This is a genomic window from Pseudomonas syringae group sp. 247E2, assembly GCF_032587795.1.
GTDB classification, from domain to species: Bacteria; Pseudomonadota; Gammaproteobacteria; order Pseudomonadales; family Pseudomonadaceae; genus Aquipseudomonas; species Aquipseudomonas amygdali.
On sequence record NZ_JAWHPK010000001.1, the window covers coordinates 800,858 to 819,843 of the forward strand.

Annotated in this window: 14 protein-coding genes and 1 pseudogene; 5 read left to right on the plus strand and 10 right to left on the minus strand. The window is 58.0% G+C overall.

The window, feature by feature from the left end:
* Nucleotides 1-158: 158 nt before the first annotated feature.
* From RYC18_RS03705 to RYC18_RS03730, 6 genes and pseudogenes are all read right to left on the minus strand, one after another.
* Entirely contained in the window at nucleotides 159-860 is a 702-nt protein-coding gene (locus tag RYC18_RS03705; protein WP_002554807.1) for an ABC transporter ATP-binding protein, read from the minus strand.
* Entirely contained in the window at nucleotides 861-1,628 is a 768-nt protein-coding gene (gene livG / locus RYC18_RS03710; RefSeq protein ID WP_002554806.1) for a high-affinity branched-chain amino acid ABC transporter ATP-binding protein LivG, read from the minus strand.
* Nucleotides 1,625-2,890 (minus strand): high-affinity branched-chain amino acid ABC transporter permease LivM, encoded by a 1,266-nt coding sequence (locus tag RYC18_RS03715; RefSeq protein ID WP_002554805.1) that lies wholly within the window; start codon nucleotides 2,888-2,890, stop codon nucleotides 1,625-1,627. The genes livG and RYC18_RS03715 overlap by 4 nt, the downstream gene beginning before the upstream one ends.
* Nucleotides 2,887-3,810, minus strand: coding sequence for a high-affinity branched-chain amino acid ABC transporter permease LivH (gene livH, locus RYC18_RS03720; RefSeq protein WP_057405493.1), 924 nt, complete (start codon nucleotides 3,808-3,810; stop codon nucleotides 2,887-2,889). The genes RYC18_RS03715 and livH overlap by 4 nt, the downstream gene beginning before the upstream one ends.
* Nucleotides 3,811-4,037: 227 nt before the next feature.
* Nucleotides 4,038-5,162, minus strand: coding sequence for a branched-chain amino acid ABC transporter substrate-binding protein (locus tag RYC18_RS03725; RefSeq protein ID WP_057405494.1), 1,125 nt, complete (start codon nucleotides 5,160-5,162; stop codon nucleotides 4,038-4,040).
* A gap of 76 nt (nucleotides 5,163-5,238) precedes the next feature.
* A pseudogene (locus RYC18_RS03730) lies at nucleotides 5,239-5,460 on the minus strand (hypothetical protein); the annotation flags it as partial.
* Nucleotides 5,461-5,489: 29 nt separating this feature from the next.
* On the opposite strand from RYC18_RS03730, the gene RYC18_RS03735 reads away from it, so the two are divergent.
* A complete protein-coding gene (locus RYC18_RS03735) occupies nucleotides 5,490-5,795 on the plus strand; it encodes a DUF2288 domain-containing protein (RefSeq protein WP_002554802.1) in 306 nt (101 codons plus the stop codon).
* Nucleotides 5,796-5,909: 114 nt separating this feature from the next.
* On the opposite strand, the gene RYC18_RS03740 is transcribed toward RYC18_RS03735, so the two are convergent.
* Nucleotides 5,910-8,201 (minus strand): putative bifunctional diguanylate cyclase/phosphodiesterase, encoded by a 2,292-nt coding sequence (locus RYC18_RS03740; RefSeq protein ID WP_005779332.1) that lies wholly within the window; start codon nucleotides 8,199-8,201, stop codon nucleotides 5,910-5,912.
* A 232-nt stretch (nucleotides 8,202-8,433) separates the two neighbouring features.
* On the opposite strand from RYC18_RS03740, the gene RYC18_RS03745 reads away from it, so the two are divergent.
* Nucleotides 8,434-9,813, plus strand: coding sequence for a spinster family MFS transporter (locus tag RYC18_RS03745; RefSeq protein ID WP_016982501.1), 1,380 nt, complete (start codon nucleotides 8,434-8,436; stop codon nucleotides 9,811-9,813).
* A gap of 660 nt (nucleotides 9,814-10,473) precedes the next feature.
* Here RYC18_RS03745 and rapA read toward each other — a convergent pair.
* Complete coding sequence (gene rapA / locus RYC18_RS03750; protein WP_057405568.1) at nucleotides 10,474-13,320, minus strand: RNA polymerase-associated protein RapA; 2,847 nt, start codon at nucleotides 13,318-13,320, stop codon at nucleotides 10,474-10,476.
* 234 nt (nucleotides 13,321-13,554) lie between these two features.
* Between rapA and RYC18_RS03755 the strand changes: the two genes are divergently transcribed.
* On the plus strand, nucleotides 13,555-13,893 hold the full coding sequence (locus RYC18_RS03755; protein ID WP_005743241.1) for a hypothetical protein: 339 nt from the start codon (nucleotides 13,555-13,557) through the stop codon (nucleotides 13,891-13,893).
* A gap of 89 nt (nucleotides 13,894-13,982) precedes the next feature.
* A complete protein-coding gene (locus RYC18_RS03760) occupies nucleotides 13,983-14,138 on the plus strand; it encodes a hypothetical protein (RefSeq protein WP_057405496.1) in 156 nt (51 codons plus the stop codon).
* A gap of 229 nt (nucleotides 14,139-14,367) precedes the next feature.
* On the opposite strand, the gene RYC18_RS03765 is transcribed toward RYC18_RS03760, so the two are convergent.
* Together RYC18_RS03765 and RYC18_RS03770 are read right to left on the minus strand one after the other, a co-directional pair.
* Nucleotides 14,368-16,023, minus strand: a complete 1,656-nt coding sequence (locus RYC18_RS03765; RefSeq protein ID WP_057405498.1) for a type III helper protein HopAK1 — start codon at nucleotides 16,021-16,023, stop codon at nucleotides 14,368-14,370.
* Between the two features lie 171 nt (nucleotides 16,024-16,194).
* Entirely contained in the window at nucleotides 16,195-16,665 is a 471-nt protein-coding gene (locus RYC18_RS03770) for a MaoC family dehydratase (RefSeq protein ID WP_005743244.1), read from the minus strand.
* A 368-nt stretch (nucleotides 16,666-17,033) separates the two neighbouring features.
* Between RYC18_RS03770 and fadD2 the strand changes: the two genes are divergently transcribed.
* Nucleotides 17,034-18,722, plus strand: a complete 1,689-nt coding sequence (fadD2, locus tag RYC18_RS03775; protein ID WP_057405500.1) for a long-chain-fatty-acid--CoA ligase FadD2 — start codon at nucleotides 17,034-17,036, stop codon at nucleotides 18,720-18,722.
* Nucleotides 18,723-18,986 lie beyond the last annotated feature (264 nt).

Consider the following 18,986-nt stretch of genomic DNA (forward strand, 5'->3'; position numbering starts at 1 on the left):
CCACGTTACTCAGACTGGAGGTGCATCACAAGGGGGAACGGCCAGACCTGCGCCGCAGTGTGACGCGGAGCGTCACGAAAGGCATTACCACGCAGAGCGTGGTAATGAGAATCATCGTGGCCCATCCTGGTTCTGAACGTTAATGCGCTTCGCAGCGCTTACCCGCCCAGATACGCATCCCGCACTTTTGGATCGACCAGCAGTTCTTCGCCGGTGCCTTGCATCACCACACGACCGTTTTCCAGTACATAAGCGCGGTCGGCGACTTTCAGCGCCTGATTGGCGTTCTGTTCGACCAGAAACACCGTCACACCATCGCGACGCAACTGTTCAACGATCTCGAAAATCTGCTGGATGATGATCGGAGCCAAGCCCAGCGAAGGCTCGTCGAGCAACAGCAGCTTGGGCTTGCTCATCAACGCACGACCGATGGCCAGCATCTGCTGTTCGCCACCGGACATGGTGCCGCCGCGCTGATTGAAGCGTTCCTTGAGGCGCGGAAAGAGCTGCAAGACCTTGTCCATCTGCTCCTGATAATCAGCCTTTTCCGTGAAGAAACCGCCCATCGCCAGGTTCTCTTCAACGGTCAGGCGCGCGAACACGCGACGGCCTTCCGGCACCACGGCAATGCTCTTGCGCATGATGATCGACGACTCCAGCCCGACCAGTTCTTCGCCCATGTAGCGAATACTGCCGCTGTGCGCGCGTGGTGAGCCGCACAGGGTCATCAGCAACGTGGACTTGCCTGCGCCGTTGGCGCCGATCAGGGTGACGATTTCGCCCTGACGCACTTCCACGTTGACGCTGTGCAGCGCCTGGATCTTGCCGTAGAAAGTGGAAACGTTTTCGAACTGCAGCATTTACGCTTCCCCCAGATAGGCTTTGATCACATCAGGATTGTCACGAATCTGTTCCGGCGTTCCGTCTGCCAGAGGCGTGCCCTGATTGATCACCACAATGTGGTCGGAAATGCTCATCACCAGTTTCATGTCGTGCTCGATCAACAGGACCGTAGCATTGTGCTCGCTGCGCAACACGCCGATCAGGGCTTTCAGGTCGTCGGTTTCTCTGGGGTTCAGCCCGGCTGCCGGTTCGTCGAGCATCAGAATGCGCGGGCGCGTCATCATGCAGCGGGCGATTTCCAGACGGCGTTGCTGGCCGTAGGCCAGCGTACCGGCAGGGCGGTTAGCGAATTCCTTGAGGTTGACGGCTTCCAGCCAGTGCTCGGCGTAGTCCATGGCTTCGCGTTCGCTGCGGCGAAACGCCGGGGTTTTGAACAATCCGGCCAGGAAGTTGGTATTCAAATGCCGATGCTGGGCAACCAGCAGGTTCTCTACAGCGGTCATTTCCTTGAACAGGCGCACGTTCTGGAACGTACGCACCACGCCCTTGCGAGCAATCTGGTGACCGGCCAGGCCTTGGATGGGCTCGCCGTCCAGCAGAATAGTGCCTGCGCTTGGCCGGTAGAAACCGGTCAGGCAATTGAAAACGGTGGTCTTGCCCGCGCCGTTAGGGCCGATCATAGACACGACCTGCCCTTGATTGACGGTCAGGGCAACGCCATTGACCGCCAGCAGGCCGCCAAAACGCATGCTCAAGCCGGTGGCTTGCAGTAATGGGCGGCTCATTTCGGCAGCTCCGTTTTCAATTTCATTTCAGGCCGTTGCATGGGCAGGAAGCCTTGAGGGCGCCAGATCATCATCAGCACCATCAGCGCGCCGAACATCAACATGCGGTAGTCGCTGAACTCGCGCATCAGTTCAGGCAGCAGAATCATCACGATGGCGGCCAGGATCACGCCAAGCTGCGAGCCCATACCACCGAGCACGACGATGGCCAGGATGATTGCCGATTCGATGAAGGTGAACGATTCCGGGGTGATCAGACCCTGACGTGCGGCAAAGAAGCTGCCTGCGAAACCGGCGAACGCAGCGCCAAGGGTGAACGCCGAGAGCTTGATCACGGTCGGATTCAGCCCCAGCGCGCGACAGGCGATCTCGTCTTCACGCAGCGCCTCCCAGGCCCGGCCGATCGGCATGCGCAGTAGGCGGTTGATGACGAACAGTGCCGCCAGCGCCAGCAGCAGGGCGATCAGGTAAAGGAAGACGACCTTGTTGATCGAGTTGTAAGGCAGGCCGAAGAACTCGTGGAAGGTCTGCATGCCCTCGGCAGCCTTGCGCTCGAACGTCAGGCCGAAGAACGTCGGCTTGTCGATGTTGCTGATGCCGTTCGGGCCACCGGTCAGCTCGGTGAGGTTGCGCAGGAAGATGCGGATGATCTCGCCGAACCCCAGCGTCACGATGGCCAGATAGTCACCGCGCAGGCGTAGCACCGGGAACCCCAGCAAGAACCCGAACAGCGCCGCCATCAGGCCCGCAATCGGCAGGCAGATCCAGAAGCCGAGCCCATAGTAGTGGGACAGCAAGGCGTAGCTGTAGGCACCGACTGCATAGAAACCGACATAGCCCAGGTCCAGCAGACCGGCCAGACCGACCACGATGTTCAGGCCCAGGCCGAGCATGACGTAGATCAGGATCAGCGTGGCGATGTCCACCGCACCGCGCGACCCGAAGAATGGCCAGATGAACGCAAGAACGATCAATGCGGCCAGGCCCCAGCGTTGGGTTTTCGGCTGGGTCAGGAAATCGCTGGTCTTCTGCGAGATCAACGGCTTTTCGGTACCGCGGCGCATGCTGCCGATCTGTTCTGCGAACAGTACGCGCAAGAACAGCATGACCGAGCAGAAGGCAATGATGGTCAGGGTCAGCGGGCTGGCGTTCTGCACTTGCAGGGTGACGCCGGAAAAGGCCAGTTTCAGGCCGAACACCGGGTATGCCACGGCCCAGACCAGTGCGGCGCTGAACAGCGCCTGTTTGAAAGACTTGCTCATACTTTCTCAACCTCCGGACGACCCAGGATGCCGGTCGGTCGGAACAGCAGCACCAGAACCAGCAGGCCGAAGGCCACGACGTCCTTGTACTGATCACCAAAAATGTCGGCACCGAAGGCTTCGGCGACGCCCAGTACCAGGCCACCGAGCACTGCGCCCGGGATCGAACCGATACCGCCCAGCACGGCAGCAGTAAACGCTTTCAGGCCGACCAGAAAGCCGGCGCTCGGGTTGATCACGCCGTACTGCATGCTCAGCAGCATCGCCGCGACGGCAGCCAGTGCAGCACCGACCACGAAGGTCAGGGCAATGATGTTGTTGGTGTTGATCCCCAGCAGGTTGGCCATTTTCATGTCCTCGGCACAGGCACGGCAGGCGCGGCCCATGCGTGAGCGGGAGATGAACAGGGTCAGGCCGGTCATGGCCAGCAGGGTGACGACAAAGACCACGATCTGCATGTAGGAGATCAGCACTTCCTGAACGCCACCGGGCCCGAACGACAGGCTGCCGGGCAGCAGGTTGGGGATGGCGAAGTTGCCGGAGCCCTGAGAAAGCTGAACCGAGTTCTGCAGGAAGATCGACATGCCGATTGCAGAAATCAGTGGAATCAGACGGTTGCTGTTGCGCAAAGGACGGTAGGCCACACGCTCGATGCTGTATCCGTAGGCACTGGTTACGACGATGGCTGCGGCGAAACCGGCAATCATCAGCAACGGCAGGCTGTGAATACCCAGCATCGCCAGACCGGCGAGTGCCATGAAAGCTACATAGGAACCGATCATGTACACCTCGCCATGGGCGAAGTTGATCATTCCGATGATGCCGTACACCATCGTGTAGCCGATGGCGATCAATGCATACGTACTGCCAATGGTCAGGCCATTGACCAGCTGCTGCATGTAGTGGAATAACTCGGGCATTTACCGCGCTCCTAAAAACCTGATCTGCATTTCTCTGACCTGCGCCGGGGTGGCATTCTGTCGATGCGTAGCCTGTTGCGCTGTCAGGGAACCGCTGTTGACGGTTTTAAGATTTTCAGGGGGCCTCGTGCATGCAGTTCGGGTCGCCGAAACGTGCGTACGGGCCTGGATTCGTAAAACAAAGCCCACTGCGCTGGCAGTGGGCTTTGAGGGTTAACGCAAGCAGCTTATTTGGCGGCTTCGGTCTTCGGTTTGCCGAAGTGCCACTCGTAAACCACGAACTGGAAGTTCTTCAGATCGCCTTTGTCGTCGTAGCTCAGCTCGCCCATCGGGGTCTTGAAGGTGCCAGCATGGATGGCAGCAGCCACCTTGGCGGTGTCTTCGGACTTGGCGGCGGCGATGCCATCAGCAATGATCTGAACGGCGGAGTAGGACGGGTAGACGAACGGGCCGCTCGGGTCTTCTTTCTTGGCCTTGAAGGCTTCGGTCAGAGCCTGGTTGGCCGGGTCCTGGTCGAAGGATTTTGGCAGGGTGACCAGCAGGCCTTCCGAAGCATCGCCGGCGATCTGCGAGATGGACTCGTTGCCCACGCCTTCAGGTCCCATGAACTTCGCGCTCAGGCCCTTTTCCTTGGACTGGCGCAGGATCTGACCCAGCTCCGGGTGGTAGCCGCCGTAGTAGACGAAGTCGACGTTGGCTTGCTTGAGCTTGGCGATCAGCGACGAGAAGTCCTTGTCACCTGCGTTGATACCTTCGAACAGAGCAACCTTGACGCCTTTTTTCTCCAGCGTCTGCTTGACTGCTGTCGCGATACCTTCGCCGTACTGCTGCTTGTCGTGAATCACAGCAACGATTTTCGGCTTGGCGATGTCGGCAATGTAGTTGCCTGCGGCCGGGCCCTGGGCGCTGTCGAGACCGATGGTGCGGAATACCAGTTTGTAGCCGCGTGCGGTGATTTCCGGGCTGGTGGCAGCCGGGGTCACCATGATGATGCCTTCGTCTTCGTAAACGTCGGACGCTGGCTGGGCGGAGCTGGAGCACAGGTGACCGACCACGTATTTCACGCCGTCGTTGACCACCTTGTTGGCGACCGCAACGGCCTGTTTCGGATCGCAGGCGTCATCGTATTCGACGGCTTCAAGCTTTTTGCCATCCACGCCGCCTTTGGCGTTGATCTGCTCGATGGCCATTTTGGCACCGTTGAACTGCATGGTGCCGTATTCGGCAACCGGGCCGGTCTTGGGGCCGGCGATGCCGATCTTGATGGTGTCAGCTGCGAACGAATGGCTGGCAACCCCCGCCATAACCAGTGCGGCAAACAGCCTTGAAAGCTTATTGGTACCCTTAGTCATGATGCTCCACTCTTGCGTTGTAGTTTTTATAATCCTGATGGCCAAGGCTCCAGGACCGGATTCGATCACCGGTTCTCCCAAGCCGCCAACTGTACCGGAACAGTTTAGAGTGCCGCTCGTTGGCTTGGAAAGCCGGGCGTTTGGGGACAAACCGATGCGTGTCGCTTAATCGAAAGAAAGTTACAGAATCAAACCGCCTGAGGCCCTGAAATCGCTTCAGATCCATAAGGTTATCTGCGCTTTCCCGCGATAAATCACCTGCTTCTGGGCTTGCCGATGGGAAAGTCGGCGCTATCATTGCGCCGATTTTCTTTCTGGTGAAAACCCATGACGCAAGAACCTAGCACCCTCTATGCCAAACTGCTTGGCGAAACCGCATCAATCACCTGGACTGAATTGCAACCATTCTTTGCCAAGGGTGCCCTGTTGTGGGTCGAACTGCCTCTGGATTTGATCGAAGTTGCCGAGGCCGTGGCCGAAAATGATGCAGTGAGGGTGTCTGCATGGCTGGCTGAAGGACAGGTCGGCAAGGTCTCGGAAAGCAAGGCGCTTGAGCTGGTGGAGACCGATCCTTCGCTCTGGGCTGTAGTGGTGGCACCTTGGGTTCTGATTCAAAACAGAGCGCAGGATTGATTTGCGCACCATTTAGGTGCCTGACGATTTGCCGGAGTGAGTTGGAAGGTAACTGTCCCGGCGTCGACGTAGCGTAAAACCACACCTGCCGACCAGTGACTACAGAGCGTAGCGTCAGGTACGGACGGGCCTGTGACTGGCAAATTCGTCATTGTCGGTCAGGTCGGCAAACACATCGGCAGGTTCTGCAACGTCAATGTCCGGGCCGTGCATGTGCGGTGGTGGCAGGGCAGACCAACGGGTAGTCGGTTCGCGCTCGTTCATCTGTCTGGCAAGGGGCAGGATTCGCTCCAGTGGCTGAGGCTTGCTGAACAGATAGCCTTGTACGTAATCACTGCCGAATCGGCTGAGAAACTCAAGTTGAGCCGGGGTTTCCACGCCTTCCGTGACGACTTTCAGGTGCAGGGTATGAGCCATGACGAGAATCGCCTGGACGATTTCCATATCCTGTGGAGATTGGGGAATATCAATGATGAATGATCGATCGATCTTCAGCGTGTCCAGTGGCAGCCGCTTGAGATAGGCAAGCGATGAGTAGCCGGTGCCGAAGTCGTCAATCGACAGGGAGACCCCCAGGCTGCGAATGTGCTTGAGCATCAGAATGGTATTGCTGATATTGCCCATCAACGCATTTTCGGTCACCTCCAGTTCCAGTCGGCCAGGTGCAACGTCGGCGTCGGCCAGTGCCTGCTCGACCTCTTCGACCAGTTCGTCGCGGCCCAGCGTGAGTGCCGAGCAGTTGACCGTGATGATCAGCTGTTCCAGCCCTTCCTGACGCAGTGTGCGCAGGTCGTGACAGGCGCGGCGCAGCACCCAGTTATCCAGCTCGGCGATCAGACCGTTGGCCTCGGCAATGCCGATGAAGCGCCCGGGAGCCAGCAAACCGTGTTGCGGGTGATTCCAGCGCACCAGTGCCTCCAGCTTGGCAACGTGGCCAGTATGCATGTCGACGATAGGCTGATAGTAGACCTGCAGGCCGGTCTCTTCGCGCAGGGCATTGCGCAGTTCCTCCTCCAGATGCAGTTCCAGGCTGGCCCTGGTCTTGAGCGCGGGGCTGAAGAAATTGACCCTGTTGCGTCCGTTGCCCTTGGACTGGTAAAGCGCGAGGTCTGCGTGTTTGAGCAGTTCATCACAGGTCGAACCGTCGCGCGGGAACACGGCGATACCAATACTGGTCGTCATGACCATGCGCCTTCCTGCCAGCGCGATGGTCTCCTTCATTTTTTGCATGACCCGATAGGCCAGGTGTCGTGCCTCCTCGTAGTCCGGAATGCTCAGCAGTATGCAGAATTCATCGCCCCCGAAACGGGAGACCACGTCTTGCACACGGGTGGCGCTGCGGATGCGTTCGGCAATCACCTTGAGCAGTTCGTCACCGGCGTCATGGCCCAGACTGTCGTTAATGCGCTTGAAGTGGTCGATGTCCAGAAACATCACTGCAAGCATGCCGTTGTTGTAGGTGTGCTCCTGCAGCTTTTCGGCGAATATCTGATTGAAGCCCCGGCGGTTGATCAGGTTGGTCAACGGGTCGTAATGGGCCACCTGCTGAAGCGAGACGCGGGCCTGATCCAGCTGGCTGAGCAGCGCGTTGACGCGTTGCAGGTCGTGCTCCTTGCCTTGCAGTTTCTTGTCGGCCATTGCCGCGCTGATGCTGCCGGCGATGATAAGCAGGGTGATGGCGGCAATGGTAAGCCCAAGCTGCTGGCTGTTTTCGGTGCCGGGGATGTGCAGCGCAGCGCCTTCGGGCATGACCAGTCGCAGTGCCCTCATGCCCATCAGGTGCATGGTCAGCAAACCCGCACCCAGCAGAAGACTCACCCCGTAGCGGAACATCTGATGAAACATGCCGTTGTACTGACGCAGATGCCGGGACAGTGTCAGCAGAGCAATGCTGGAAAGGACGGCAACCACGATCGACAGCGCGAACATCCGTGGTTCGTAGTACTGCGTGGCAGCGGAGCGCATCGCCGACATGCCCAGATAGTGCATGACACTGATGCCGGTCCCCATGACCAGCGAACTGATCAGACAGCGCCTGAGCGTCAGCTCAGGGATGGTCAGGGCTCTCATGGCCACCAGTGCAGTGATCAGCACGATCAGCAGGGAAGCCAGCGTGACTGTCAGGTCGTAAGAGATTTTCAGCGGGGCCTCAAACGCCAGCATGCTGATGAAATGCATCGCCCACACGCCGCCCGCCAGGCATAACGCGCCCAGTGCTTTCCACAGGCGACGGCTCTTGATGGCGTCGACCTGAATGACGCGGTCGGCAATATCCAGCGTGGCGAAGGATGCGGCGCAAGCCACACCGTAAGCCAGCGCTACCAGAAACAGGTTATGACTGCAGTCGATCAATAATTGCCCGTCCGCTGGGAGGCCAGCGAATACGTTCAAACCCAGCCACTCCATAGCGCGCCCTATTCTCACTACAAGAGCGCCAAGCCTCAGGACCTGGCGATTTGAGCTGAGTATAGAAGCTGTTTACAACCTGCCACCCCTGCGAGCGGCCATTTTGATATCGACTCAATAACGAATAGTTATAAAAGGCCATCATGTCCTATGCGTAGTTACGAATGTTTACAGACAGACAGCGCTTCTGCTTCTAGATTGAAGTGACTGAGAGTCAAGGGATGGATGCCTTATGAACACGCTCCAGGCTGAAAACGCTACTCAGGCTGCCAATGCCTGGCGCGTGCTGTTCCTGCTTTTTCTGGCCAATCTGTTCAACTTCTTTGATCGCACCATCCCGGCGATTATCGTCGAGCCCATTCGTCTGGAATGGCATTTGAGTGACTTTCAACTGGGGTTGCTGGGGACCGCATTCACGCTGGTCTACGCTTTCGCTGGTCTGCCATTGGGGCGCATGGCCGACAACGGGTCGCGCAAGAAGCTCATGGGCTGCGGTCTGGCGGTCTGGAGCGGGTTGACTGCGGTCAATGGCATGGTGGGCAGTTTCTGGACCTTCCTGCTGGTGCGCATGGGCGTCGGCATAGGTGAGGCCAGCTACGCGCCTGCTGCCAACTCACTGATCGGTGATCTGTTTCCAGCCCATCGGCGTGCGCGGGCCATGGGGCTTTTCATGCTGGGTCTGCCTTTGGGTCTGCTACTGGCGTTCTTTACCATCGGCGCTATGGTCAAGGCGTTTGACAGCTGGCGCGCACCGTTCTTTATCGCTGCGGTTCCTGGTCTGTTGCTGGCCGTGTTCATCTTTTTCATCAAGGAGCCCAGGCGCGGCGCGGCTGAAAGCGTGCGGATGTCAGAGGCGAAGATTGAAAAGCCGATCCGCCGTGTGCTGTCGATTCCGACCTTTCGTTGGCTGGTGCTGGGTGGTCTGACCTTCAACTTTGCGACTTACGCCTGCAATTCATTCATGGTGCCGATGCTGCAGCGCTATTTTCTGCTGCCCTTGCAGGAAGCTGCAGTGGCGACCGGGGTTATTGTCGGCGTAACCGGGCTGATCGGTCTGACGCTTGGGGGCTGGATAGCCGACAAACTGCACCAGCGCTTTTCCAATGGACGGCTGTTGTTTGCGACCATCAGCATGTTGATCGCCGCACTGGCCACAGGCTATGCGCTGCATGCAGGGCAGATCGGGATCGGTGTGTTCGTGGGAGTGTTCAGTCTGGGCTGGCTGTTCGCTTACAACTTCTATACCTGCGTCTACACCGCTATTCAGGACGTAATCGAACCGCGCCTGCGGGCCACGGCCATGGCGCTGTTCTTTGCCGGGCTTTATTTGCTGGGTGGAGGGCTGGGGCCGGTGGTGGTCGGTTTGCTGTCTGATCACTTTGCCCATGCTGCGATGGGCGTTGCAGGTGTCGAGGTGATGAGCGAAAGCTTTAAAGCCATCGGTTTGCACGATGCCATGTACCTGATCCCGGCAGCGCTGTTTCTGACCTTGCTGTTCCTGTATCAGGCTTCGCGCTGTTTCAGCCGGGATGCCGAGCGGATGAAGGCGAGAATGGCGGCTGACGAGCCGGTGGAGGAGTTGGCGCAGGGAATTGTGGTGGCCAGGCAGTGATTACGCCGATGCAAGACCGGACGCAGAGCGTCCAGAACGGCATGCGACGCAGAGCGTTGCACGATAGTTGGATTATCGTTCCGCACGCTCCAGCGTGGGAATGCCGTACGTGACGCTCTGCGTCACAAATCTGCGCCGCGCCGCAAACACAGGATTGGACGCAGAGCGTCCAGAAAGGCATGCGACGCGGAGCGTCGCACGATAGTTAAGGTCATCGTTCCGCACGCTCCAGCGTGGGAATGCCGTGCGTGACGCTCTGCGTCACAAATCTGCGCCGCAAACGCAAGATCGGACGCGGAGCGTCCAGAAAGGCATGCGACGCGGAGCGACGCACGATAGTTGAGGTCATCGTTCCGCACGCTCCCGCGTGGGAATGCGGTGCGTGACGCTCTGCGTCACAAATCTGCGCCGCACCGCAAACGCAGGATTGGACGCGGAGCGTCCAGAACGGCATGCGACGCAGAGCGTCGCACAATAGCTGAGATCATCGTTCCGCACGCTCCAGCGTGGGAATGCCGTGCGTGACGCTCTGCGTCACAAATCTGCGCCACGCCGCAAACGCAAGATCGGACGCGGAGCGTCCAGAACGGCGTACCGACGCAGAGCGTCGGCACGATATTCATCTAAAGACTTATGGATAACGCGGAGCGTATCAAGGCTTCAACCCGCAACCAGTACCCGGATCGCTTCCAGGCGCAGGGCTGCTTTTTCAAGCATGGCCAGGCCTTGTTCGCGCTGGCTGCGCAGGGCGACCAGTTCACTGTCGCGTACGGTCGGGTTGACCGCTTGCAATGCCGTCAGGCGAGCCAGTTCCTCTTCAGTATCGGCTGCCAGGCGACGCTGTGCTTCGGCCACGCGTTCTGCGTGTCTTGGGGTGATTTTCTCTTCGCCCGCATTGATTCTCGGGGTCAGCTGGTCACGTTGCGCCTGGATGAACTTGTTGGCGCTGGCACGAGGCACGCTTTCGAGCTGATCATTGAGGGTGTTGAACGACACACGGCTCGACAGATCGTTGCCATTGGCGTCGAGCAGGCAACGCAGCGCGGCAGGAGGCAGGTAGCGCCCCAGCTGCAACGAGCGAGGAGCAACCACTTCGCTGACGTAGATCAGTTCCAGCAGGACAGTGCCCGGCTTGAGCGCCTTGTTCTTGATCAGTGCCACGGCGGTGTTGCCCATCGAGCCGGACAGCACGAGGTCCATACCGCCCTGAACCATCGGGTGCTCCCAGGTGATGAACTGCATGTCTTCGCGAGACAGCGCCTGATTGCGGTCGTAGGTGATGGTCACGCCTTCGTCGTCGCCGAGCGGAAAGCTGGCGTCGAGCATTTTCTCGCTTGGCTTGAGGATCAGGGCGTTTTCCGAATGGTCTTCGCTGTCGATGCCAAACGCGTCGAACAGGGTTTCCATGTAGATCGGCAGGCTGAACTGATCGTCCTGTTCCAGAATGGCTTCAACCAGCGCTTCGCCTTCGCCGGCACCGCCGGAATTGAGTTCCAGCAAGCGGTCGCGACCGGTGTGCAGTTCGCTTTCCAGGCGTTCGCGCTCGGTGCGGGCTTCGTCGATCAGACTTTGCCACTCGTCGTCGTCACCGCTTTCCAGCAGCGGCAGCAGGCGCGGGCCGAACTGATGCTGCAGGGCGTTGCCGGTCGGGCAGGTATTGAGAAACGCATTGAGCGCCTCGTGATACCACTGGAACAGGCGTGCCTGCGGGCTGGTTTCCAGGAAAGGTACGTGCAGCTCGATGGTGTGCTTCTGGCCGATCCGGTCCAGACGCCCGATACGCTGCTCCAGCAGGTCCGGGTGCGACGGCAGGTCGAACAGCACCAGATGGTGAGAGAACTGGAAGTTGCGGCCTTCGCTGCCGATTTCCGAGCAGATCAGGACCTGAGCGCCGAATTCTTCGTCTGCAAAATAGGCCGCCGCGCGGTCGCGCTCAAGGATGTTCATACCCTCGTGGAAGACCGTGGCTGGAATGCCGGAACGCACGCGCAGCGCGTCTTCCAGGTCCATGGCGGTTTCGGCGTGGGCACAGATGACCAGCACCTTGACGCGCTTGAGCATTTTAAGCGTGTCGATCAGCCAGTCGACGCGTGGGTCGAAGCGCCACCAGCGCTCTTCTTCGCTGACTTCCGACTGCGACTGAAAGCTGACTTCCGGGTAAAGATCGGCGTGTTCGCCAACCGGCAACTCAAGGTATTCCACAGGGCAGGGCAGCGGGTATTGATGCAGCTTGCGCTCCGGGAAGCCCTGCACAGCGGCACGGGTGTTGCGGAACAGCACGCGGCCGGTGCCGTGACGGTCCAGCAGTTCGCGAATCAGGCGCGCCTTGGCTTCGTCGTCGCCGGTATTCACGGCCGCCAGCAGGGAATCGCCTTCGGCACCCAGGAAGCCGTGAATGGTTTCCTGCGCCTCGGCAGACAGCTTGCCCTTATCGAGCAGCTCCTGAACGGCCTGAGCCACCGGACGGTAGTTCTCGCTTTCGGCGCGGAAGGCCTTGAGGTCGTGGAAGCGGTTCGGGTCCAGCAGGCGCAGGCGGGCGAAGTGGCTGTCCTGACCCAGTTGCTCCGGGGTTGCGGTCAGCAGCAGTACGCCGGCAATGACTTCGGCCAGTTGCTCGACCAGCGAGTATTCGCGGCTGGCCTTGTCTTCGTGCCAGACCAGATGGTGCGCTTCGTCGACTACCATCAGGTCCCAGCCTGCCGCAAACAGGGCGTCCTGGGCTTTTTCGTCTTCGATCAGCCATTCCAGCGCAACCAGTGCAAGCTGTGTGTCTTCGAAGGGGTTGCCTGCATCGCTTTCCATGAAGCGCTCGGCGTCGAACAGCGCGACCTGCAGGTTGAAGCGGCGACGCATTTCCACCAGCCACTGGTGCTGGAGGTTTTCCGGGACCAGGATCAGCACGCGGCTGGCGCGCCCCGACAGCAGTTGGCGATGGATCACCAGACCGGCTTCGATGGTTTTGCCCAGACCCACTTCGTCGGCCAGCAGAACGCGCGGCGCTATACGGTCCGCGACTTCGCGAGCGATGTGCAACTGGTGGGCGATAGGCTGTGCCCGCACGCCACCCAGGCCCCACAGCGAGGACTGCAATTGGCGGCTGGTGTGCTCCAGCGTGTTGTAGCGCAACGAAAACCAGGACAACTGGTCGATCTGGCCAGCGAACAGACGGTCGGTAGCCAGGCGGAACTGGATGAAGTTCGACAGCTGGGTTTCCGGCAGTGTCACCACTTCGTTCTGCGCGTTAAGGCCGTGGTAGACCAGCAGGCCATCAACATCGTCGACTTCGCGTACGGTCATCTTCCAGTTTTCGAAATGTGTGATCACATCGCCTGGGGAGAAGCGCACGCGGGTCAGCGGCGCATTACGCAGTGCGTACTGACGTGTTTCGCCAGTGGCCGGATAGAGCACGGTCAACAAGCGGCCGTCCTGTGCCAGAACGGTGCCTAAACCCAGCTCGGCTTCGCTGTCACTAATCCAGCGTTGCCCCGGTTGATACTGCTGCGCCATGCTGCCTGTCTCCCGCTTGAAAAAGCTGAGTATGTTAACGGAACGCGCACCGAAGGCCAAAGGCAGCGTGAAAAAACTCATCTTCAGCGCTGATAACCCATCGAATTTTTAGTTCCATGACACTAATTTCACTGTCCGCGGTCGAAAAAGATCTTATAAACATTTGCTGACTATTTTAGCCCGGTTCAAGTTGCCTCGTGCACGGCCGACACCCCGGTAAGAGGAGATAAAACCATGCTGCAACCTATGCTTCCGCTAAGTGTGGTGCCTGTGACATCACAGATGGACCCGGCCAAACGCATGCCGGACATCCCGCCTGTCGCACCGGTGCAGCAAAGCTCCAACGAGACCTCCATCGACCTGCGCAACGAAGATACCGAACGCAGCGCGTTGCTGTTGCGCGAAGAACAGCAGCGTCAGCAACAGCAGCAGGGTCGAACCTCTGAAGAGGCCGAGGAATATCAGGGGTTGGTCGTTCCAGGGGATTCTCTGAACGCTGACAACACCGTTCCTGTCGTACCGCTCATCGACGACGAGCCGCGTCAGGGTCTCTGGGTGGATATTCAGATCTGATAAGCGGGAAAGCCCGGTTCTTCGCTGGTCATGGCCGCTGCGATTAAGCATTATTGGCATTGATTTCCAGTGTTCGAGAGCGGCAAGCCATGAGCGACGATGAAAAATTGATCGACCTGGGCGCAGAGCGCGCCAGACGCGTTCACGATTTGAACGACAAACGCCTCAACGAAGTGCGCAATGCCTTCGAACAGGCGATGCCTTTAAACTGCAAAAAGCCAAAGAAAAAGCCTAAAAAACGCTGATAACTCCTTTTTGCATCATTGATCTGGGTCAAGGTGCCTTCTTGCAGCTGCGTTTAACCTGATGCCATCGAATACGGCGCAACATGACGACCAGCCAGTCGTCGCCAGCGCAGTATCGGCGGCACAAAAAGAACGACTGGCCAGGGCCAGTCATTCTGTCAGTGAGCACGCAAGGCATTTCGGGCGACCCAGGTCGCCCTTTTTTTCGTCCGTATTTCAACCCAGGCCTTTAGGCCACTGTTTTTGCGCCGGCATGAGTCAGGTTGTAGGCTCTGGCCTCTTCGGCTGTTTTCACGTCCCGGTTATAGCTCGGTGACCAGGCGGTCAGCGGTGATTTCTGAGTGAAACTGACGTTACTGCCGATGTCTTTGAAGTGGGCGTCGCCGTAGTCATCCAGCACGCCGGAGTTACTTGCCTTGTTGGAGACATCCACGCCTTTTGCGAAATAGTTGGACTGCGACAGAATCGTTGCATCCCCCGTCGCAGTGAAGCCGAGGTGGAATTTGTCGATGGAGTTATTGAACACGTCAAATTGCCCGTGACGCATCAGGCCGGGGGCCCGGACATCCAGGTTGCTGAAGACGTTGTTGGCAATGGTCATTTGCGGATAACCCTTGTAGGCGGCTTTGGCCGCCGCAGAATCATCGGGCTGGCCCAGAATCACCCCATATTCGTTGTTCTGAAACTTTGAATTGGTCAGGCTGACATTATCTGCCGTCCCGCCAACGTAGAGCAGCTTATCCAGCCCTTTGGGGTTCTGATCCTTGGTGCCCGTGTAGGTGTTCTGATCGATCCAGTACTTCTTGCCGCTGCTGATGAACATCTGCATGTCACCGTTTTCACGGTAACGGCTGTCATGGTTGAAGTTGAGGTTCTGGAAAATATCATTGCTCGCGGTTTTGCCACTGGCCAGATAGACATTGTGCAGGGTGTTGCCCTTATCGGTGCCCAACAGGGTTTTGTTGGCTCCGAAATTAATGGTCACTTTGCTGTCGGCAGACAGGTTGGCTCCCAGACGCACCGTACGAGCCGTGTCGTCTTCCATGTTTTTCTTGAGTTCCGCCACGGTATTCACAGTGACCACTTGACCGCCGTTACCGCCGGTCGTGCCAGCGTCTTTGGCGAAACCCACAATGCCCGACATGTCTGCGCCCTGGCCGTGCGCAGCCGGTGTGGCGGGTTTTGCTGCTTTAACCGTGTTATCCGGTGTGGCGGTGGTGGCGGTCGAGGTTTTCGGCAACGCAGGTTCATGGACCACTGCTGGTTTTACCGCATCGGGCCTGGTCGGTGTCTCTGAAGGAGCACTGCTTCGCTCGGCGGTGCGGGGGGCAGTGTGTGACGGTGGTGTTTGTGAAGGTGCTATTTGTGAAGGTGCAGTGGGCGTCGACTCTGTATTTTTTTGCAGTGATACAGGTTTTTCTGAAGGGTGATCGTTCTGCACTACAAAGGGTTTTTCTGCGTTGCCCTGAGGCGTCGAAGGCGACGATGAGGATGAGGAAGAGGGCGATTGAGCGAGCGTCGGCGCCTGTTCGTGTTGAGTCTGTGCAGGCGGCGTAACGTCCTGTTGCTGATTGCCGCGCAAGAGAGAGAACAGTTCCTTGAGGAAGTTACGAATGGCTTCCACAAGTTTGTTCAGTACTTGCTCACTGTTACCGCCCAGCATGTTTGAAGATGCGCTTGTGTCAGTCGGCTGGACTCTGGAGCTTAGTGTGTTCAGCGAGGAGTGCGGACCATTGGCCTGTTGTGTCAGGCCGAAGTCGATCAGGTTGCTATTGTGGCCCGGCTTGATGCCTTGGTCTTGCGACTGTGCTTGATCGGTCTGTGCAGTGGCATCCTGCGCAGGAATCCCGGAGACGGGGTAATAGTTTCTGTTGATCATATTCATGGCTGATTTCCCCGCCTGTAGGATGAACAATTCGTGATCCGGATAGAGAGTGCCGCTGGTTTCCTGAGTGGAAAGCGCAGCAAAGCAGTTCCGGATGCATCATGAATTCTTTTGTTCAGGCCACTGGCGAGTCTGGCGTGCGCATTGTGTGGCGCACGCCCATGCGCGGTATCAGCCGAAGGTGATCTCGGGCAATACGGTCAGGTCGACGGTCTGCTGCTTGCGCGGGGCGAGGATCTCGGCTTCGCCGTCTACAACCAGCTCATCGTTCTGATTAAAAACGCGGGTTGCGATGCGTACTCGGAACTTTGGCAGTTTTTCCAGGATTTCCAGGCGCACAGTCAGGGTGTCGCCCAGTTTTACCGGTTTCTGGAAAGTCATCTGCTGACCGATGTAAATAGTGCCCGGCCCAGGCAGCTCGCACGCAACGGCCGCACTGATCAACGCACCACTGAACATGCCGTGAGCGATGCGCTCCTTGAACATGGTCTTGGCGGCATATTCGGCGTCCAGGTGAACCGGGTTGTGGTCGCCGGACATGGCGGCGAACAGTTGAATGTCACGTTCTTCCACTGTCTTGCTATAGCTGGCGGTCTGACCGACTTCAAGGGCTTCGTAAGGCGTGTTGGTGACTTGAGTCATGTGGCTGTCCTGACAATAAAAATGGATTGAAGCGGGCCGGTTCGTGCAATCCGACTTAGCCTTGATTTGTAACACTTGATGACCTGCCGCCGCCATTGCGCGGACAAGATCATTCAGACGCTTGCCGGGGCTGCCCGGATCACATTCAAGGCAAATAATAAGCGAATGTCATGAGAATACTGCTGTTGCGGTATCGAGAGTCTGTTGATTAGCAGGCCATCTGCAATTGGAAGTGTATCGTCGTCGGCAGATTTCAGTCTGAACGGAGGCAAGATTCATGCTGCTGATGACGCTCGGCCGATTATTTGCCTGAGACGTTTTAACTGCTAACGTCGGGCCAGGCCTACGCAGGGAAGAGGATAAAAATAATGCAAAGTGATTTCTGGGATGACAAGCGTCCGGCAGGTGTCGACTCCGAGGTGGACTTACAGACCTATCAGTCGGTCATTGAAGTATTTGAGCGCTGCTGCAGAAAGTTTGCAGACCGACCTGCATTCAGCAATATGGGCGTGACCCTGACCTACGCCGAACTTGAGCGTCACTCTGCCGCCTTCGCAGGCTATCTGCAGCAGCACACACAATTGGTACCCGGTGACCGTATTGCCGTACAGATGCCCAATATCCTGCAATACCCGATTGCCGTATTTGGTGCGATGCGTGCAGGTCTGATCGTGGTCAACACCAATCCGTTATACACCGCACGCGAGATGCGCCATCAATTCAAGGACTCTGGTGCCAGGGCGCTGGTGTACCTCAATTTGTTCGGCAAGCTGGTGCAGGAAGTGCTCCCCGACACTGCAATCGAACACCTGATCGAAGTGAAAATGGGCGACATGCAGTCACCAGCCAAGGGATGGCTGGTCAATACCATCGTCGACAAGGTCAAAAAGCTGGTCCCGTCATTCCATTTGCCTCAGGCCGTCGGCTTCAAGCGTGCGCTTCGCCTGGGGCGTGATAGCCGTATGCAGGTCGTACCACGAGGTCTGGACGACGTTGCCGTGCTGCAATACACCGGTGGCACCACGGGACTGGCCAAGGGCGCGATGCTCACTCACGGCAATCTGGTCGCCAACATGCAGCAAGTCTATGCCTGCATGCGCCAGCAGCGTCCCGAAGGCGGCTCGTTGTTTGAAGAGGGCACAGAGGTAATGATCGCGCCGTTGCCGCTCTATCACATCTATGCATTCACGGCGAACTGCATGTGCATGATGATCAGCGGCAATCACAACATCCTGATTACCAACCCTCGCGATATCGGCGGCTTCATCAAGGAGCTGGGCAAGTGGAAATTCACCGCCATGATCGGCCTCAACACACTGTTCGTGGCGCTCATGAATCATCCACAGTTCAGGAGTCTGGATTTCTCGGCGCTGAAAAGCACCAATTCCGGTGGTACTGCGCTGGTCAAGGCCACGGCCGAGCGCTGGGCGCAGATCACCGGCTGCACAATCGTCGAGGGTTATGGCCTGACCGAGACTTCGCCTGTCGCCAGTGCCAATCCTTACGGTGCTCTGGCTCGTCTGGGTACGGTCGGTATTCCGGTGCCGGGCACTGCGATGAAGGTTATTGACGACGACGGTGCCGAATTGCCCTTCGGCGAGCGAGGCGAGCTGTGTATCCAAGGGCCGCAGGTCATGAAGGGCTACTGGAACCAGCCGGCTGCCACCGCCGAGTCACTGGATGCGCAAGGCTGGTTCAAGACTGGTGACATTGCGGTGATTGGCACCGACGGATTCGTCAGTATTGTCGACCGCAAGAAAGACTTGATCATCGTGTCCGGCTTCAACGTTTACCCCAACGAAATCGAAGACGTGGTCATGGCCCACCCGAAAGTTGCCAACTGCGCCTGTATCGGCGTGCCGGACGAGCGTTCGGGGGAGGCCGTAAAACTGTTTGTGGTGGCGCGAGAGCCGGGGTTGAGCGTTGAAGAGCTCAAGGCCTTCTGCAAGGCGAATTTCACGGCTTACAAGGTACCCAGGCATATTGTCCTGCGGGAATCGTTGCCGATGACGCAGGTAGGCAAGATTCTGCGCCGGGAGCTTCGTGACATTGCCTGATTCCCCCTAATCGTCTCGAATTGTGTAAATGACCCCGTTTGCAGAGTGCTGCATGCGGGGTCTTTTTTTTGAAAAGCCGCTAATTATGAGGTTGACCGCTCTGTTCCGGTGCTTTCGAGGTGGTAATCAATATTCTTTTAATGTTTTAAAAATGACTGATTTATAGATTATGGTCTTTTTGGTGACTGTGCGGCCTTCTTATGCCTCTAGTCGACGTTTGGCAAAGCTGCTACTCTCGGCGCGCTTTTTGATCAGTCATAAAGC

What these genes read in the sequence shown, in the direction of transcription:
- RYC18_RS03705 (WP_002554807.1), bottom strand. Translation starts at nt 860, where the DNA reads ATGCTGCAGTTCGAAAACGTTTCCACTTTCTACGGCAAGATCCAGGCG.
- livG (WP_002554806.1), bottom strand. Translation starts at nt 1,628, where the DNA reads ATGAGCCGCCCATTACTGCAAGCCACCGGCTTGAGCATGCGTTTTGGC.
- RYC18_RS03715 (WP_002554805.1), bottom strand. Translation starts at nt 2,890, where the DNA reads ATGAGCAAGTCTTTCAAACAGGCGCTGTTCAGCGCCGCACTGGTCTGG.
- livH (WP_057405493.1), bottom strand. Translation starts at nt 3,810, where the DNA reads ATGCCCGAGTTATTCCACTACATGCAGCAGCTGGTCAATGGCCTGACC.
- RYC18_RS03725 (WP_057405494.1), bottom strand. Translation starts at nt 5,162, where the DNA reads ATGACTAAGGGTACCAATAAGCTTTCAAGGCTGTTTGCCGCACTGGTT.
- RYC18_RS03735 (WP_002554802.1), top strand. Translation starts at nt 5,490, where the DNA reads ATGACGCAAGAACCTAGCACCCTCTATGCCAAACTGCTTGGCGAAACC.
- RYC18_RS03740 (WP_005779332.1), bottom strand. Translation starts at nt 8,201, where the DNA reads ATGGAGTGGCTGGGTTTGAACGTATTCGCTGGCCTCCCAGCGGACGGG.
- RYC18_RS03745 (WP_016982501.1), top strand. Translation starts at nt 8,434, where the DNA reads ATGAACACGCTCCAGGCTGAAAACGCTACTCAGGCTGCCAATGCCTGG.
- rapA (WP_057405568.1), bottom strand. Translation starts at nt 13,320, where the DNA reads ATGGCGCAGCAGTATCAACCGGGGCAACGCTGGATTAGTGACAGCGAA.
- RYC18_RS03755 (WP_005743241.1), top strand. Translation starts at nt 13,555, where the DNA reads ATGCTGCAACCTATGCTTCCGCTAAGTGTGGTGCCTGTGACATCACAG.
- RYC18_RS03760 (WP_057405496.1), top strand. Translation starts at nt 13,983, where the DNA reads ATGAGCGACGATGAAAAATTGATCGACCTGGGCGCAGAGCGCGCCAGA.
- RYC18_RS03765 (WP_057405498.1), bottom strand. Translation starts at nt 16,023, where the DNA reads ATGAATATGATCAACAGAAACTATTACCCCGTCTCCGGGATTCCTGCG.
- RYC18_RS03770 (WP_005743244.1), bottom strand. Translation starts at nt 16,665, where the DNA reads ATGACTCAAGTCACCAACACGCCTTACGAAGCCCTTGAAGTCGGTCAG.
- fadD2 (WP_057405500.1), top strand. Translation starts at nt 17,034, where the DNA reads ATGCAAAGTGATTTCTGGGATGACAAGCGTCCGGCAGGTGTCGACTCC.